This is a genomic window from Chromobacterium sp. CV08 (genome assembly GCF_051129845.1).
GTDB lineage: Bacteria > Pseudomonadota > Gammaproteobacteria > Burkholderiales > Chromobacteriaceae > Chromobacterium.
This window is the reverse complement of the sequence record NZ_CP150453.1, coordinates 4,215,601-4,230,332: the sequence shown is the minus strand read 5'-3', so window position 1 is coordinate 4,230,332 and position 14,732 is coordinate 4,215,601. Positions and strand designations below refer to the sequence as shown.

17 protein-coding genes are annotated in these 14,732 nt (G+C 62.2%); 3 read left to right on the top strand and 14 right to left on the bottom strand.

What is annotated here, in order from left to right; all coding sequences use genetic code 11:
• Positions 1-208 precede the first annotated feature (208 nt).
• Together WNM05_RS19225 and WNM05_RS19220 are read left to right on the top strand one after the other, a co-directional pair.
• Positions 209-2,092 (top strand): methyl-accepting chemotaxis protein, encoded by a 1,884-nt coding sequence (locus tag WNM05_RS19225; RefSeq protein WP_434629985.1) that lies wholly within the window; start codon positions 209-211, stop codon positions 2,090-2,092.
• Between the two features lie 101 nt (positions 2,093-2,193).
• Positions 2,194-2,637, top strand: coding sequence for a hypothetical protein (locus tag WNM05_RS19220; protein ID WP_434629984.1), 444 nt, complete (start codon positions 2,194-2,196; stop codon positions 2,635-2,637).
• Here WNM05_RS19220 and WNM05_RS19215 read toward each other — a convergent pair whose 3' ends face one another.
• The 14 genes from WNM05_RS19215 to iscR all read right to left on the bottom strand — a co-directional run bounded on the left by WNM05_RS19215 (position 2,638) and on the right by iscR (position 13,080).
• Positions 2,638-3,087, bottom strand: coding sequence for an LEA type 2 family protein (locus WNM05_RS19215; protein WP_434629982.1), 450 nt, complete (start codon positions 3,085-3,087; stop codon positions 2,638-2,640).
• Positions 3,088-3,512: 425 nt separating this feature from the next.
• On the bottom strand, positions 3,513-4,049 hold the full coding sequence (locus WNM05_RS19210) for an AidA/PixA family protein (protein ID WP_434629980.1): 537 nt from the start codon (positions 4,047-4,049) through the stop codon (positions 3,513-3,515).
• Between the two features lie 114 nt (positions 4,050-4,163).
• The gene (locus tag WNM05_RS19205) at positions 4,164-4,697 is read right to left on the bottom strand and encodes an AidA/PixA family protein (protein ID WP_434629978.1); all 534 of its coding nucleotides are present in this window, start codon (positions 4,695-4,697) and stop codon (positions 4,164-4,166) included.
• Positions 4,698-5,452: 755 nt separating this feature from the next.
• Complete coding sequence (locus WNM05_RS19200; RefSeq protein ID WP_434629976.1) at positions 5,453-5,755, bottom strand: hypothetical protein; 303 nt, start codon at positions 5,753-5,755, stop codon at positions 5,453-5,455.
• A 124-nt stretch (positions 5,756-5,879) separates the two neighbouring features.
• Complete coding sequence (gene udk / locus WNM05_RS19195; protein WP_434629974.1) at positions 5,880-6,494, bottom strand: uridine kinase; 615 nt, start codon at positions 6,492-6,494, stop codon at positions 5,880-5,882.
• 90 nt (positions 6,495-6,584) lie between these two features.
• The gene (locus WNM05_RS19190) at positions 6,585-7,220 is read right to left on the bottom strand and encodes a glutathione S-transferase family protein (RefSeq protein ID WP_434629972.1); all 636 of its coding nucleotides are present in this window, start codon (positions 7,218-7,220) and stop codon (positions 6,585-6,587) included.
• Between the two features lie 135 nt (positions 7,221-7,355).
• Entirely contained in the window at positions 7,356-7,550 is a 195-nt protein-coding gene (gene iscX / locus WNM05_RS19185; RefSeq protein WP_434629970.1) for a Fe-S cluster assembly protein IscX, read from the bottom strand.
• A gap of 130 nt (positions 7,551-7,680) precedes the next feature.
• The gene (fdx, locus tag WNM05_RS19180) at positions 7,681-8,022 is read right to left on the bottom strand and encodes an ISC system 2Fe-2S type ferredoxin (RefSeq protein WP_021478295.1); all 342 of its coding nucleotides are present in this window, start codon (positions 8,020-8,022) and stop codon (positions 7,681-7,683) included.
• Positions 8,023-8,031: 9 nt separating this feature from the next.
• Positions 8,032-9,891: a Fe-S protein assembly chaperone HscA gene (gene hscA / locus WNM05_RS19175; protein ID WP_434629968.1), complete on the bottom strand. Its 1,860-nt coding sequence runs from the start codon at positions 9,889-9,891 to the stop codon at positions 8,032-8,034.
• A gap of 42 nt (positions 9,892-9,933) precedes the next feature.
• Positions 9,934-10,461: a Fe-S protein assembly co-chaperone HscB gene (gene hscB, locus WNM05_RS19170; protein ID WP_434629966.1), complete on the bottom strand. Its 528-nt coding sequence runs from the start codon at positions 10,459-10,461 to the stop codon at positions 9,934-9,936.
• A gap of 91 nt (positions 10,462-10,552) precedes the next feature.
• Positions 10,553-10,876, bottom strand: a complete 324-nt coding sequence (gene iscA, locus WNM05_RS19165) for an iron-sulfur cluster assembly protein IscA (protein WP_434629964.1) — start codon at positions 10,874-10,876, stop codon at positions 10,553-10,555.
• 13 nt (positions 10,877-10,889) lie between these two features.
• Complete coding sequence (gene iscU / locus WNM05_RS19160; protein WP_434629963.1) at positions 10,890-11,273, bottom strand: Fe-S cluster assembly scaffold IscU; 384 nt, start codon at positions 11,271-11,273, stop codon at positions 10,890-10,892.
• A 63-nt stretch (positions 11,274-11,336) separates the two neighbouring features.
• The gene (locus tag WNM05_RS19155; protein ID WP_434629961.1) at positions 11,337-12,554 is read right to left on the bottom strand and encodes an IscS subfamily cysteine desulfurase; all 1,218 of its coding nucleotides are present in this window, start codon (positions 12,552-12,554) and stop codon (positions 11,337-11,339) included.
• Between the two features lie 31 nt (positions 12,555-12,585).
• On the bottom strand, positions 12,586-13,080 hold the full coding sequence (gene iscR, locus WNM05_RS19150; protein ID WP_434629959.1) for a Fe-S cluster assembly transcriptional regulator IscR: 495 nt from the start codon (positions 13,078-13,080) through the stop codon (positions 12,586-12,588).
• Between the two features lie 472 nt (positions 13,081-13,552).
• Between iscR and WNM05_RS19145 the strand changes: the two genes are divergently transcribed.
• Positions 13,553-14,674, top strand: coding sequence for a beta-ketoacyl-ACP synthase III (locus WNM05_RS19145; RefSeq protein WP_434629957.1), 1,122 nt, complete (start codon positions 13,553-13,555; stop codon positions 14,672-14,674).
• The last annotated feature ends 58 nt before the right edge of the window (positions 14,675-14,732 follow it).

Sequence of the window (14,732 nt, the reverse complement as noted above, 5' to 3'; positions counted from 1 at the left end):
TTTTTGCCAGCAAAATCAAAACCATCAGCATAATCGGCCGGCGTTTGATCGCGGTATTTGTAAACGTTGTTTACAATGTGCCCGGTCATAAACGAGCTGATCCTTACAGGACATGAGCGCCGGCCGAGGCCGGCCGTCGACGGGGGCGCCGCGTGCGCCCCTGTTGCCGCCTGCGGGATCGGCATAGATAAGCCATAAGCCGATTGCCATGAAATCCATTCGAAGCAAGATCGCCCTGTTGCTGGCGCTGGCCATGCTGGTGGCCACGCTGAGCACCGCCGTCAGCGCCTACCTGAAGTTCCGCGACAGCCTGTCGTCCAGCGTCAATGCCCAGCTGGACCTGGCCATCGCCGGCCAGCAACGCTTCGTCTCCGCCTGGCTGGAACAGCGCCGGCAGATCATCGCCAGCGCGCTGCGCCATGGCGGCGAGACCGATCCCACCTTCTACCTGCAGCAGCTGGCCGAGGCCGGCGGCTATACCCAGATCTTCGTCGGCGACGGCGACAGCAAGGGCATGATCTATTCGATTCCGGGCAAGCAGAAGCCCAGCCCGGACTACGACCCGGCCTCGCGCAGCTGGTTCAAGATGGCGAAGTCCCAGAGCGGCACCATCGTCACCGCGCCGTACCAGCCGGCCAGCGCCTCGATCAAGGACCTGGTGATCACCGTGGCCCAGGCATTGCCTGCCGGCAACAAGGTGGTCGGCGGCGACATCGCCATCGGCCAGCTGGTCAAATCGGTGTTGTCGGTGTCTCTGCCGGGCAACGGCTTCGTCTTCCTGATGGGCAAGGACGGCAAGCTGATCGCCTATCCGAAGGCCGACACCGCGCTGAAGCCGCTGTCCGAGCTGATGCCGGGCATGGACGCCGACCGTATCGGCGGCCTGCTGGACAAGCCGGAGCTGGCGTCGGTGCAACTGGAAGGCACGAGCCGCCTGCTGCGCCTGCGCTCGGTCGAGGGCAGCGACTGGGTGCTGGGCGTGGTGGTCGACAGCGAATTGCTGGACGCGCCGCTGCGACAGATGATGGTGGAGATGGTGTTGTCGCTACTGGCTGTACTGGTCATCACCCAACTGCTGGCCGGCGCCTATCTGCGCCGTCTGCTGAAGGGGCTGTTCCAGGTGCGCGACGCGCTGAGCGAGATCGCCGAGGGCGAAGGCGATCTGACCCGACGCATCGCGGTCGGCGGCGAGGACGAGGTGGCGCAGATGGCCGACGCCTTCAACCGCTTCGTCGACCGTCTGAACGGCATGTTCCGCGAGCTGCGTTCCGAGGCCGAGCAATTGGCCCAGGGCGTCATCGCCGTCGGCGGCGACGTGGCTCGCCTGGCCGAGGATTCCCACGTGCTGGCGGACATCTCCAGCTCCAACGCCGCGGCGATCGAGCAGGTGACGGTGAGCATCTCCCATATCGCCGACGCGACCCGCGAGACCGACGAGCTGGCGCGCGACACCGGCGCAAGCTCCCAGGCCAGCGCCGAGGAGCTGCAGCGCATCAGCGGCGAGATGGCGAAGACCAGCCGCTCGGTCGGCGAGCTGTCGGCCTTGCTGGTCTCGCTGGAGCAGCGTTCGCAGGAGATCTCCAAGATCACCGGCGTGATACGCGATATCGCGGACCAGACCAATCTCTTGGCCTTGAACGCGGCGATCGAGGCGGCGCGGGCCGGCGAGCAGGGCCGCGGCTTCGCCGTCGTCGCCGACGAGGTGCGCAAGCTGGCCGAGCGAACCGGCAGTGCCACCGTCGAGATCGGCGACATGGTGCAGAACATCCTCAGCGAGACCGGACGGGCGGTCGGCAATATGGAAAGCACGATAGGCACGGTGGACAGCAGCGCGGCGCAGACCGAGCAGGCGCGCGCGCGGCTGGAGGACATCACCCGTGCGATGAGGCAGGTGGTCGAGAAGATAGGCGACGTGGCGCTGTCGACCGGCGAGCAGCACAATGCGACCACGGCGATGGCGCAGAGCACCGAGTCCATCAACAACCAGATCCTGGATTCCGACGCGGCGCTGCAGAGCGCGCAGCGGACGCTGGCCACGCTGGACGGCGTGGCGCGCAGCATGCAGCAGGCCTTCAGCCGCTTCAAATTGTAAACAGCGCCGGTATTCCGTTCATAACGCCAGCCTTCGCGCTGGCGTTTTTGCTGCGACGCCCGGAAAATGGATGATGGTTTGTATAAGGAAAGACTGATCCGATGATGAAGAAATTGTGCGTGCCGCTGTTGCTGCTGGGCATGGCCGGCTGCTCGATGTTCCCGACCCAGCAGGGCTATGCGCAGAAGGTGTACCGTTGGCAGGGCCGCGACGTCAACGAGCTGCTGGCGCAATGGGGTGCGCCGACCAAGACCATGCAGATGCCCAACGGCAACAGCCTGTACACCTATGTGAAGGAAAGCACCGAGCAGCGGCCGCTGCAGGAAAACACCCGCTACGAACCCGGCACCAAGCTGACGATGACCGACAAGGACGGGCAGTCCCGAGTGGTGGAAACCCCGGGACGCTGGGTCAGCAACGGCGTCACCGGCGGCGGCACCGTCCATTACGAATGCACGACCAACTTCGTCGTCGACAAAAAGACCAAGGAAGTGCTGAGCGTCAGCTTCGACGGCAATAATTGCCTGGCGATGGAGCAGCAGTAGTCAGTGCTGCGGCAGCTGCCATTCGCCCTTGTTCTCGAACGGCAGGTCGGCGAGGCCGTTCAGGCCGTGCAGCTGGCCGCGGATGGCGTAGTTCAGCTTGCCGCCCGGCAGCTGCTGCCAGTTGGCCAGCTGCCGTATCCAGGCGGCGAGCGAGGTGTGTACCTGCAGGGTGACCTGGCCTTCCCCGTGCGAGGGGATGGCGATGGCCTGATTGCTGCTGCCGCCGCCCAGCTTTTCGCCGCCCAGCATCAGATCGAAGTCGATGCCGCTGGCGTTCAGCGGGATGGCGTTGGGATTGGCGACGCGCAGCGTCACCGTGAAGTTCTGCTCGAACAGCGTGCTGCTGCCCGGTTCGATATTGCTCAGATTGACCTGAGGTTTCTGTAGGCCAAGGCTGCCGCAAGCGGAAAGGGCAAGCAGCAGCAACGAGGAACTGATCCACTTCTTCATGGCTGCATTCCAACAAATGTGACGGTCTTGGTATTCTACTGTCCTCGGCTGTGCACTTGTGTGAGCGTAATGTATTGAATTGTTACGCGATCATGGGGGAAATGCCTGGCGCATGGCCTTCCCGGTGTCAATGACGGTCGGTGAGACATGAGGAATATTCTTTTGGAGATCGGCGCATCCGGTTTGAATGATGGCAGAACAGGCAGTGTCCTTTGCTCACGATTGCTTGCCCATGGATTTCCTGCGCTCATCGGAAACGTTGCCAGCAGCGCTGAAAGAGTAGCCAAGAAGATCGATGGGCAAGCCTTGGTGAAGGAGCTGATGGATATAGGCAGCCTTGGCTCTCAGGCAGGGATGGCAATAGGGCTGCAAGCATTTTCGTTGATGCCTGTCATGTGCTTGCTTGGCTGTCGACTGGCGTATTCTTATGCCCCTTGCTTTGTTAGTGTACCAGTCCAGTAGAAATAGCCAAGCACTGTAACATTGTCCTGTTCTTCCTCCGTGATATAAAAAGAGAACTTATAAGTTGCGCGTCCCGTATTGATAAGGCGGCATTCGTAGTAAAAATCGGGAAGTTGCTGCACCGTGAAATGAAGCGGGTCGACATCGTCGCTTGCCGGATCTTCATAGGGGACCGGCTCAGGTACGAAGGACAGCATCGGCGTGGGGGCGTCTATGATAACGCTCCCGGAATCTTTCGCTATATCATAGAGCATTACCGTGTGGTCGGCATTGTTGGAAAGAGAAAGCCCACGCCAACAAATAGTACTGCCGACAGGGAATTGCAATAGTAAAGAGGATGAGCCTTGCCCTTGGGGAAGCGCTATGAGTTTCGGGTCTGCAATGATGGAAACATTTTCGGGGCTGGCCTTGGCGGGTTGTTGTATGGTTCCCGTCGTTATTGGGTTTGCCAATATTGACTCACAGTCAACCATTATGTTCACGTTTGCGATGTTGAGCATGCTTCCTCCGAATGAAAGTGACTCAAATAGCCGAGACATATTGATATTATTTGGCAAGCCACCGCATGGTTGAGTCATCCCAATGTGGCGGCTTGCGTTTCGGATTGGGCAGGTTTAGTTGACGGTGATTCGAGGATCCCAATAATAATAGCCAACAGGTTCTATATGATTGCCTGTTGTTTGTCGGGCGATGTAGAAAAATACTTTATATCCTTCAGTTCCGGACCTGGCAATATTGGAACTGAGGTAGTAGTCCGGAATCTGCATTGCCTTAAATTTGAGCGGATGTACCGTCAGATCAGCATCTTGTTCCGGCACGGGGCGCCAAGGCATGGCCAGATTGGGCTCGGGCGTTTTCATCAGGAGATCGCCCTCATATTTTTCAATTTTATAAATAATGACGCTTTGAGTGACGTTAGCAGACATGGAGACGGACCTCCAGCGTACTTCGTCATCTTGTTCTGCTTTGATCCATAGGTCGGCACTGGCTTGGGTATTGGGGTGGTACAGATCGTCTTCTCCGGTGACCATATAGATATCTTTATGGAGAATGCCCTTCTCCCCGCCATTGGGAGAACCACCTGGCTTGTACTTGTTGACTAAGGCATCGGTATCAAAAACCGCATTGATGTTAATAATCTTGCTCATCTGTATTTCTCCTATGAGATAGAGGCATTCAGAAAATCTGAGTGCGCGGATTGGCTTGAGCCGGATCGCAGCCTCTCAAGGCCTCTAGTATCCATGGTGGTTTTAATGCTGTGTATAGGTAGAGTTACGCAAGCCGTTCCTGGGTAAATCAATCTATGGTAGGTTCATGTACGATTAGTGCTGAATGTAGTGATTTTGAAAAATCAAACCCATTCACCTGATCGATCGGCTTGTTTTGATGATGAATGGTGTTTTTTCGTAAGCATTTCAGGGTCGCAGTTTTTAATAATTTCTACGGTCAACTAAACTAACCTATTTTGGCAAGGCTGGATTTTTATGCTACGGCTCAGTTCAACTGTAGTATTTTCGACGGGTCTAAGTAGGTGTGAATAGAGGAAATAGTAAGAATGGCGGTGTAGGTACTTGTATGCCGAGGCAAGGCCTACTGATGCAGACTACACAGTTGCGGCGAAGTCATAGTGAATCTAGTAGGGGTGGCAATGCGGTATCAAAACTTCGTTTGTCGCTCTAAGCCCTTTGGTGAGGCAAGGCGTATATCTTGAAGAGTGTATGAATCATATCTGCTATTGAATGGCGATATGTTTGCTGAGAAATCGTATCGAGACTCAGGCTTGCCCCATTTGCATTTTTAAATATGAATGATGGATTCGAGGAAAGAGATTGTTGTGATCACGTGCCGGCGGAAGCCGTCTTTCCTGTCTGTTTGCGCAGTCGGAAGACGGTGGTCGATGAAGCTATCGAAGCCGGTTCGCGCATCGAAGGCGAGGATGCCGGCGGGCGAGCGCCCAAAAGCAACAGGCCATCGGATGATGGCCTGTTGCTTTTGGGGACTTGCCGGTCAAAAACGCCTCGTCGGCGTCCTGGCCGCGGGATGCGGCCACGCGCCGCGGCTCCTCGTCTTCCCGCCAGTCGTCCAGTTCGGACCATAGCGATTGCTTCTGCGATTGGCGCAGGCCGGATCGGCTGCGGCCGTGGGCGCCGCCCTTTTTCAGGATGGCTGCGCAAGCCAGCGGATTGCGCGGTTTGATGGTGTGCATGTGCTTTTCCGTTTGATGACGCGCCGGATGGCGCGAGCGGCGATTGTCGTCCTCCCGGACGGCCGCCGTCAACCGGGCAAACAAAAAGCCGCCCGGGGGCGGCTCTCTGTGGCTTTGCGCGGCCTCATACCATCAGGCTGGCGACCTTGGTGGTGATGATGTCGACGGCCGGGTCGTTGGCGCCGTGCGGCAGGATCACGTCGGCGAAGCGCTTGGTCGGCTCGATGAACTGGTTGTGCATCGGGCGCACGGTCGACAGGTACTGTTCGATCACGCTTTCCATCGTGCGGCCGCGCTCGGCGATGTCGCGTTTGAGGCGGCGGATGAAACGCACGTCGGAGTCGGTGTCGACGAAGATCTTCAGCGACATCATTTCGCGCAATGCGGCGTCGTACAGCGGGAACAGGCCCTCGATCACGATCACCGGCGCCGGCTGCACGGTGACGGTCTTGTCGGAGCGGGTGTGGTTGGCGAAGTCGTACACCGGCATCTCGATCGCGCGGCCGTTGCGCATGTCGTCGATGTGGGAGATCAACAGCGGCCAGTCGAAGGCCTGCGGGTGGTCGTAATTGGTGCCCAGGCGCTGTTCGAAGGTCAGATGGCTCTGGTCGCGATAGTAGTAGTCCTGGATGATTACCGCCGCCATCTCGGAACCAATGGTTTCCAGCACTTTGTTGGTAACCGTGGTTTTGCCGCTGCCGCTGCCGCCTGCAACGCCAATGATGAACGGGGTGCTCATGAGGGGTCCTAACGTAAGAAAAATATAAAAAACGCGCCATTCTAATGACTTATGGCGCGCAGTTCCACTCGTTTTGCGACATGGCCTGACTCAAAAAGGGCGTTTTCTTTCCGCGGTGGCCGCCGCATACCATTCCTGCATCGCCGGCAGGTCCAGAATATGGCGGACATAGGCCTGAGAGCGCTCGGGCAGTTTGACGTTATAGGTCTGGAAGCAGGTGCAGATCGGCGCGAAGCAGGCGTCGGCGATGGTGAAGCGGCCGAACAGGTACTCGCCGTCGGTGACGTGGCGCTCGCGATGTTCCTCCCACAGCGCGATCACGCGGGCGATGTCCGATTCCAGCGCCGGCGAGGTCTCGTAGTCTATCTGGCGCAGCGTGATGTCCATAGGCAGGTTCTCCCGCAGGGCGACGAAGCCGGAATGGATTTCCGCGACGATGGAGCGGGCGACGGCGCGAGTGGCGCTGTCGGACGGCCACAGCCCGGCGGCCGGAAAGCATTCCGCCAGGTACTCGCAGATCGCCAGGGAATCCCAGACTCTGAGCTTGCCGTCGACCAGCACCGGCACCTTGCCGGCCGGATTGGCGGCCAGGATGCGGGCCTTGCTGTCGGACAGGTAGAGGTCGATCTGCTGTTCCCTGAACGGCTCGTTCAGCATTTTCAGCACCAGCCAGGGGCGCAGCGACCAGGGGGAATAGTTCTTGTTGCCGATGATCAGCGTGAACATGGCGGCTCCGGGACCGGGGCGTCGGCACGGTGCCGGCGCGCGTCTTTACTGATGATACGCCGGGCATCGGCGATTTTCACGAGGGCAAACGAAAGGCCCCGGTGTCGCGGGGCCTGTTTCCGGGGACGGCGGGGCTTATTCCGCCTCGTCTATCCACGCCTGCTGAATCGCCTCCAGCACGCGCTCGCCGCCGCGGGCGTGGTCGTCGTCGAAGCCGGGCAGGCTGACCACCCAGTTGTGCAGGTCGACGAAGCGCACGGTCTTCGGGTCCACGTCCGGGTGGGCGTCGGCCAGTTCGATGGCGATGTCGTTAACGTCGGTCCATTTCATAGATGTCTCCTGAGCGGGAGTAGGTCATGAAATCCAGCGCAGCGGCAGCGGCGAGGCGCGCCGCCGCAGACAGTACACATAGTACGGCAAGGCGGCGCAACGCTGCCGCTGGGATTTCAGGGCCTGCTCCTTAATGATGTTCGCGGGCGTGGTTGATCGTGTACTTCGGGATCTCGATCACCAGGTCCTCGTCGGCGACGATGGCCTGGCAGGACAGGCGCGACTGGGCTTCCAGGCCCCAGGCCTTGTCCAGCAGGTCCTCCTCCAGCTCGTCGGCCTCGTTCAGCGAGTTTCCGCCTTCGCGGACGATGCAGTGGCAGGTGGTGCAGGCGCAGGACATCTCACAGGCGTGCTCGATCTCTATATCGTGGGCGAGCAGCGCGTCGCAGATGCTCTGACCGGTTTCTACATTGTCTATCACGGCGCCTTCCGGACACAGGTCCGGGTGGGGCAGAACGATGATGCGCGGCATGGCGTATCCTTACAGATCGGTAATCTTGTGGCCCTTCAGCGCGCGGCGGATGTTGCGGTCCATGCGGCGGGAGGCGAAGGTTTCGGTGGCGTGGTTCAGCGCGGCGCTGGCCTCGTTGATGCGACGGGTGACGCCGTCGGCGATGGCCGCGGCGACGGCGGCGACGGCGGCTTCGACGTCGGCGCGCTCGGCCGGGTCCAGCAGGTCGCCGTCCTGGTCCAGCGCGTTGACGGTGGCGTCGCGCAGGCTTTCGGCGTCGACGATGGCTTCGCGCAGCTTGCGCGCCTCGATGTCTTCCTGGACGTTGGCCAGCGACTCGCTCAGCATGCGGCTGATCTCGTCGTCGGCCAGACCGTAGGACGGCTTGACCTCGATGCTGGATTCGACGCCCGAGGTCTGCTCGCGCGCGGTGACCGACAGCAGGCCGTCGGCGTCCACCTGGAAGGTGATGCGGATGCGCGCGGCGCCGGCCACCATCGGCGGGATGCCGGAGAGCACGAATTTGGCCAGGCTGCGGCAGTCGGACACCAGTTCGCGCTCGCCTTGCAGCACGTGGATGGACATCGCGGTCTGGCCGTCCTTGAAAGTGGTGAAGTCCTGCGCGCGCGCCACCGGTATCGTGCTGTTGCGCGGGATGATCTTCTCGGTCAGGCCGCCCATGGTCTCGATGCCCAGCGACAGCGGCAGCACGTCCAGCAGCAGCCACTCGTCGTCCTGCTTGTTGCCGGCCAGCACATTGGCCTGGATCGCGGCGCCCAGCGCCACCACCTTGTCCGGGTCGAGATTGGTCAGCGGCGCGCGGCCGAAGTAGTCGGCGACGGCCTTCTGCACATGCGGCATGCGGGTGGCGCCGCCGACCATCACCACGCCCTGGATGTCCTCGGGCGAGACCTTGGCGTCGCGCATCGCCTTGCGCACCGGCGTCAGCGTCTTGTCGACCAGGGTCTTGGTGATCGCGTGCAGCGTCGCCTGGTCCAGTTCCAGGTCCAGCGACTGGCCGTCGGACAGGATCGCGGTGACGCGGGTGCTGGCGTGGTCGGTCAGCGCCTCCTTGGCTTCGCGGGCGCGGGTGTGCAACAGGCGCATGTCGTGCGCCGACGGGCCGGTGACGCCGGCCTGCTCCAGCAGCCAGCAGAACACGCGGTGGTCGAAGTCGTCGCCGCCGAGCGCGGAGTCGCCGCTGGTGGCCAGCACCTCGAACACGCCGCGGCTCAGCTTCAGGATGGACACGTCCAGCGTGCCTCCGCCCAGATCGTATACGACGTAGGTGCCTTCGCTGCCGTTGTCCAGGCCGTAGGCGATGGCGGCGGCGGTCGGCTCGTTCAGCAGCCGCAGCACATTGAGGCCGGCCAGCCGGGCGGCGTCCTTGGTGGCCTGGCGCTGGGCGTCGTCGAAATAGGCCGGCACGGTGATCACCGCGCCGGTCAGCTCGCCGCCGAGGCTTTCTTCGGCGCGGTCCTTCAGGGCGCGGAGGATGTCGGACGACACTTCGACCGGGCTCTTGACGCCGGCGCGGGTCACCAGCTGCACCATGCCCGGCGCGTCGACGAAGCGATAGGGCAGGCTGCCGGCGTCCTTGATGTCGCTGACGCCGCGTCCCATGAAGCGTTTCACCGAGACGATGGTGTTGTGCGGATCGCGGTTCTGTTCCTTCTGCGCATCGTAGCCGACCGCCAGCACGCCCTCGTCGCCGTAGCGGACCACCGACGGCAGCAGGCTGCGGCCGGTTTCGTCGGGCAGCACGGCGGCGGAGCCGCTCCTGACGGTGGCCACCAGCGAGTTGGTGGTGCCCAGGTCTATGCCGACGGCCAGACGGTGTTGGTGGGGAGCGGCCGAGAGGCCGGGTTCGGCGATTTGCAATAGAGCCATGTCGTGATCTTTATGTCGTTGCTCAGCGGTGGCGCGCCGGATTCAGTCCAGCAGGTTTTCGATGGCGTCGCCGATTTCCTGGTCCAGCTTTTCCATGAAGCGCAATTTTCGCACCAGGACGGCGGCGGCGTCCAAGTCGGCGCGCGCGTCCAGCGCGGCCCCCAGCTCGGCCTGCAGCGCCCCGATCTCGCCGCGCAGGCGGCGCGACAACGCCTCCAGCGCGTCCACGTCGGAGCGGGCGTCGTCTATGCTCTCGCGCCACTCCATCTGCGCCATCAGGAAGTCGGTCGGCATCCGGGTATTGTTTTCTTCCTGGGTGTCGACGCCGGACAGCTGCAACAGGTAGCGGGCGCGGTTCAGCGGCGATTTCAGCGTCTGGTAGGCCTCGTTGACGCGGGTGGCCAGCATCAGCGCGCTGCGCTTGTCGGCGTCGCCGGCGCTGGCGTAGCGGTCCGGGTGGACCTGGGCGGCGGCGGCGCGCCAGGCGGCGTCGAGGCCGGCCGCGTCGATGGCGAAGCGGCGCGGCAGGCCGAACAGGCTGAAGAAATCCTGGTTGAAATCGTGATTCATCGATGCGTCCGGGCTAAGGCTCAGGGACTGAAAAAACGAGGGCGGAGCATCAGCGCTTGCGCGTCAACGCTCCGCCCCGCGGCGGCTGCGGTCAGACGTTGAAGCTCTCGCCGCAGCCGCACTCGTTCTTGACGTTGGGGTTGTTGAAGCGGAACCCCTCGTTCAGGCCTTCCTTGACGTAGTCGAGCTCGGTGCCGTCGAGATAGGCCAGGCTCTTGGCGTCGGTGTAGATGGCCACGCCATAGCTTTCGAAGCGGACGTCGTCGCTGCTCTCGACATCGACGAACTCCAGCTTGTAGGCCATGCCGGAGCAGCCGGAGGTCTTGACGCCAAGGCGCACGCCCAGGCCCTTGCCGCGCTTGGCGAGGAAGGCGCCTACGTGCTGGGCGGCGCGTTCGGAAAGAGTGAGTGCCATCTGTCGCCTCCGCTTACTTGCCGTGTTTCTGCTTGTAGTCTTCCACCGCGGCCTTGATCGCGTCTTCGGCCAGGATGGAGCAGTGGATCTTCACCGGCGGCAGCGCCAGTTCTTCGGCGATGGCGGTGTTCTTGATGGACAGCGCCTCGTCCAGCGACTTGCCCTTCACCCACTCGGTCACCAGCGACGAGGAGGCGATGGCGGAGCCACAGCCGTAGGTCTTGAACTTGGCGTCCTCGATCACGCCGTCGGCGCCGACCTTGATCTGCAGCTTCATCACGTCGCCACAGGCCGGCGCGCCGACCATGCCGGTGCCGACGCTGTCGTCGCCCTTGTCGAACGAGCCGACGTTGCGCGGGTTTTCGTAGTGGTCCAACACTTTTTCGCTGTATGCCATGTCTTTCGCTCCTGCAAGGCCGCGGCGTCTTCATGTCGCCGAGGCCGGTAATCTGTTATCGGCTCAGTGGGCCGCCCATTGAACGCTGTTCAGGTCCACGCCGTCCTTGTACATCTCCCACAGCGGGGACAGTTCACGCAGCTTGCCGATCTTGGACTTCAGCAAGGCGATCGTGAAGTCGATCTCTTCCTCGGTGGTGAAGCGGCCCAGCGTGAAGCGGATGGAGCTGTGCGCCATCTCGTCGTTGCGGCCCAGCGCGCGCAGCACGTAGGACGGCTCCAGCGAGGCCGAGGTGCAGGCGGAGCCGCTGGACACGGCCAGCTCCTTGATCGCCATGATCAGGCTCTCGCCTTCGACGAAGTTGAAGCTGACGTTGAGGTTGTGCGGCACGCGCTGATCGACGTCGCCGTTGATGTAGACCTCTTCCATGTCGCTGATGCCGTTCCACAGGCGGTCGCGCAGCATGCGGATGCGTTCGGACTCGCTGTCCATCTCTTCGCGGGCGATGCGGAAGGCCTCGCCCATGCCGACGATCTGGTGGGTGGCCAGCGTGCCGGAGCGGAAGCCGCGCTCGTGGCCGCCGCCGTGCATCTGCGCTTCCAGCCGCACGCGCGGCTTGCGGCGCACGTACAGCGCGCCTATGCCCTTCGGGCCGTAGACCTTGTGCGCGGACAGGCTCATTAGATCGACTTTCAGCGTGGCCAGGTCGATCTTGACCTTGCCGGGCGCCTGGGTGGCGTCGACGTGGAAGACGATGCCCTTTTCGCGGCAGATCTCGCCGATCTGCGGGATGTCCTGGATCACGCCGATCTCGTTGTTCACATACATCACCGACACCACGATGGTGTCGGGGCGGATCGCGGCCTTGAACGCCTCGATGTCGATCAGGCCGTTTTCCTGCACATCCATATAGGTGACTTCGAAGCCCTGGCGCTCCAGCTCGCGACAGGTGTCCAGCACCGCCTTGTGCTCGGTCTTGACGGTGATGATGTGCTTGCCCTTGCTCTTGTAGAACTGGGCGGCGCCCTTGATCGCCAGGTTGTCGGACTCGGTGGCGCCGGAGGTCCAGACGATTTCCTTGGGATCGGCACCGATCAGCTTGGCCACTTCGGCGCGCGCGTTCTCGACGGCCTCCTCGGCTTCCCAGCCGAAGCTGTGGCTGCGCGAGGCGGGGTTGCCGAACTTGCCGGTCAGGTAGGGGATCATCATGTCGGCGACGCGCGGGTCCACCGGGGTGGTGGCCGAGTAATCCAGATAGATCGGTAGCTTGGGCTGGCTCATTTACATAATCTCCGCAAGATTTTTCAGGCGCTTACAGGGCGCTGCCGACGGCAGCGTGCGAGCTGCTACAGCTGTCGCGCTTGTCCTGTACCACGCTGGTTTCCTTGGCTTGCTGCTCTTTGGTGTGTTGCTCTTCCACCAGGCTGGCGAGGCTCACTTTGGACAGGTAGTCGAAAATGGTGACGTTGAGGTTGGTCCACAAATCGTGCGTCATGCAGCGTTGACTGCCGCGGCAGTTCTCGCGGCCGCCGCATTGGGTGGCGTCCACCGGCTCGTCGACGGCGACGATGATGTCGGCCACGGTGATGTCGCTGATTTGCTTGGCCAGCGTGTAGCCGCCGCCGGGACCGCGCACGCTGTCAACCAGCTCGGCGCGCCGGAGTTTGCCGAACAGCTGTTCCAGGTAGGACAGCGAAATGCTCTGACGCTCGCTGATGCCGGCCAGGGTGACCGGTCCGCCTTCCTCGCGCATCGCGAGGTCCAGCATCGCGGTGACGGCAAAACGTCCTTTGGTGGTGAGGCGCATGATGTTTTGTTCCGATGGGTGGTTCCTGCCTATTATACCTAATATCCGACTAAATTAGTCAAGTATTGATCAGGAACAAGCGCCATGCCGGAGCCACAAAGTCGATCATTTTACTTGGTTTAGGTCTGGTTAACACTAAATTTCGACGGGCGGGGAAGGGCCTGTCCGAGGCATGGCGGGCCGCGGGGCCGTATCGTGTCGGCGTCAAACCGCCCTTGTCGCGGACGACGCCGGGGCGGGCCGTTTCCGCGTTCGGCATCCGGTGAAGCGGCCATCGCCGGGGGGGAGGCCCTGAACGGCCTCCAAGGATTTCTCACTTTCAAGCAGACGCTTGTGTAAAATCGCTGCCATACACCCGCTACACAAGACCGCCCGCGAGGGCGTCCGACGGCGGCCGGGCGCCGGCGCCAGCGCCGCCCGCCGGTTCCGCCGTCACGCTTGCCCCGAAGCCGGGGATGAAAAAGGATACGAAATGCACAAGGTTGTCATCAGCGGCACCGGTTTGTTCACCCCGCCGCACGCGGTCAGCAACGCCGAGCTGGTCGAGGCGTTCAACGCCTTTGTCGGTCGGCACAATGCGGCGCACCAGGCCGAGATCGCCGCCGGCACGATGGAGCCGCTGGCCGAGTCCAGCGCCGAATTCATCGAGAAGGCGTCCGGCATCAAGCAGCGCTTCCTGATGGACAAGGACGGCGTGCTCGATCCGGAGAGAATGGCGCCGCGGCTGCCCGAGCGCGGCAACGACGAGCTGTCGCTGCAGGCCGAGATGGCGGTGGCCGCGGCCCGCCAGGCCCTGCAGGCCGCCGGCCGCGACGGCGCCGACATCGACATGGTGATCGTCGCCTGCTCCAATATGCAGCGGCCGTATCCGGCGATGGCGATCGAGGTGCAGCAGGCGCTGGGCATCAACGGCTATGCCTTCGACGTCAACGTGGCCTGCTCGTCGGCGACCTTCGGCATCCAGACCGCCGTCAACGCCGTCGCCACCGGCCAGGCGCGCGCGGTGCTGATGGTGAATCCGGAGATCTGTTCCGCCCACCTGAATTTCCGCGACCGCGACAGCCACTTCATCTTCGGCGACGCCTGCACCGCCGTGGTGCTGGAGCGCGCGGACGCGGCGGTTTCGGCGCGCCGATTCGAGATATTGGGCTGCAAGCTGGCCACGGTGTTCTCCAATAATATCCGCAACAACTTCGGCTTCCTGAACCGCTGCGACGAGGCCGGCATCGGCTTGCCCGACAAGTTGTTCGTGCAGCAGGGCCGCAAGGTGTTCAAGGAAGTCTGCCCGATGGTGGGCGAGCACATCATCGCCCATCTGGAGTCGTTGGACATCGCGCCGACCGGCGTCCGCCGCTTCTGGCTGCACCAGGCCAACCTGGCGATGAATCAATTGATCGCGAAGCGGGTGCTGGGCCGGGAGGCCGACGGCGTCGAGGCGCCGGTGATCCTGGACCGTTACGCCAACACCAGTTCCGCCGGCTCCATCATCGCCTTCCATCTGCATGCCGACGACCTGAACGCCGGCGATATCGGCGTCATCTCTTCGTTCGGCGCCGGCTATTCGGTCGGTTCGGTGGTGATCCGCAAGCTGTAGCCGAGCGGCTGTGGCGGCGCGTGTATCGGCCGCCTTACAAAAAAAGAAAGGGGGCGCT

Excerpts from the sequence above, each read along its gene's own strand:
- WNM05_RS19225 (WP_434629985.1), top strand. The coding sequence starts at position 209 with ATGAAATCCATTCGAAGCAAGATCGCCCTGTTGCTGGCGCTGGCCATG.
- WNM05_RS19220 (WP_434629984.1), top strand. The coding sequence starts at position 2,194 with ATGATGAAGAAATTGTGCGTGCCGCTGTTGCTGCTGGGCATGGCCGGC.
- WNM05_RS19215 (WP_434629982.1), bottom strand. The coding sequence starts at position 3,087 with ATGAAGAAGTGGATCAGTTCCTCGTTGCTGCTGCTTGCCCTTTCCGCT.
- WNM05_RS19210 (WP_434629980.1), bottom strand. The coding sequence starts at position 4,049 with ATGCTCAACATCGCAAACGTGAACATAATGGTTGACTGTGAGTCAATA.
- WNM05_RS19205 (WP_434629978.1), bottom strand. The coding sequence starts at position 4,697 with ATGAGCAAGATTATTAACATCAATGCGGTTTTTGATACCGATGCCTTA.
- WNM05_RS19200 (WP_434629976.1), bottom strand. The coding sequence starts at position 5,755 with ATGCACACCATCAAACCGCGCAATCCGCTGGCTTGCGCAGCCATCCTG.
- udk (WP_434629974.1), bottom strand. The coding sequence starts at position 6,494 with ATGAGCACCCCGTTCATCATTGGCGTTGCAGGCGGCAGCGGCAGCGGC.
- WNM05_RS19190 (WP_434629972.1), bottom strand. The coding sequence starts at position 7,220 with ATGTTCACGCTGATCATCGGCAACAAGAACTATTCCCCCTGGTCGCTG.
- iscX (WP_434629970.1), bottom strand. The coding sequence starts at position 7,550 with ATGAAATGGACCGACGTTAACGACATCGCCATCGAACTGGCCGACGCC.
- fdx (WP_021478295.1), bottom strand. The coding sequence starts at position 8,022 with ATGCCGCGCATCATCGTTCTGCCCCACCCGGACCTGTGTCCGGAAGGC.
- hscA (WP_434629968.1), bottom strand. The coding sequence starts at position 9,891 with ATGGCTCTATTGCAAATCGCCGAACCCGGCCTCTCGGCCGCTCCCCAC.
- hscB (WP_434629966.1), bottom strand. The coding sequence starts at position 10,461 with ATGAATCACGATTTCAACCAGGATTTCTTCAGCCTGTTCGGCCTGCCG.
- iscA (WP_434629964.1), bottom strand. The coding sequence starts at position 10,876 with ATGGCACTCACTCTTTCCGAACGCGCCGCCCAGCACGTAGGCGCCTTC.
- iscU (WP_434629963.1), bottom strand. The coding sequence starts at position 11,273 with ATGGCATACAGCGAAAAAGTGTTGGACCACTACGAAAACCCGCGCAAC.
- WNM05_RS19155 (WP_434629961.1), bottom strand. The coding sequence starts at position 12,554 with ATGAGCCAGCCCAAGCTACCGATCTATCTGGATTACTCGGCCACCACC.
- iscR (WP_434629959.1), bottom strand. The coding sequence starts at position 13,080 with ATGCGCCTCACCACCAAAGGACGTTTTGCCGTCACCGCGATGCTGGAC.
- WNM05_RS19145 (WP_434629957.1), top strand. The coding sequence starts at position 13,553 with ATGCACAAGGTTGTCATCAGCGGCACCGGTTTGTTCACCCCGCCGCAC.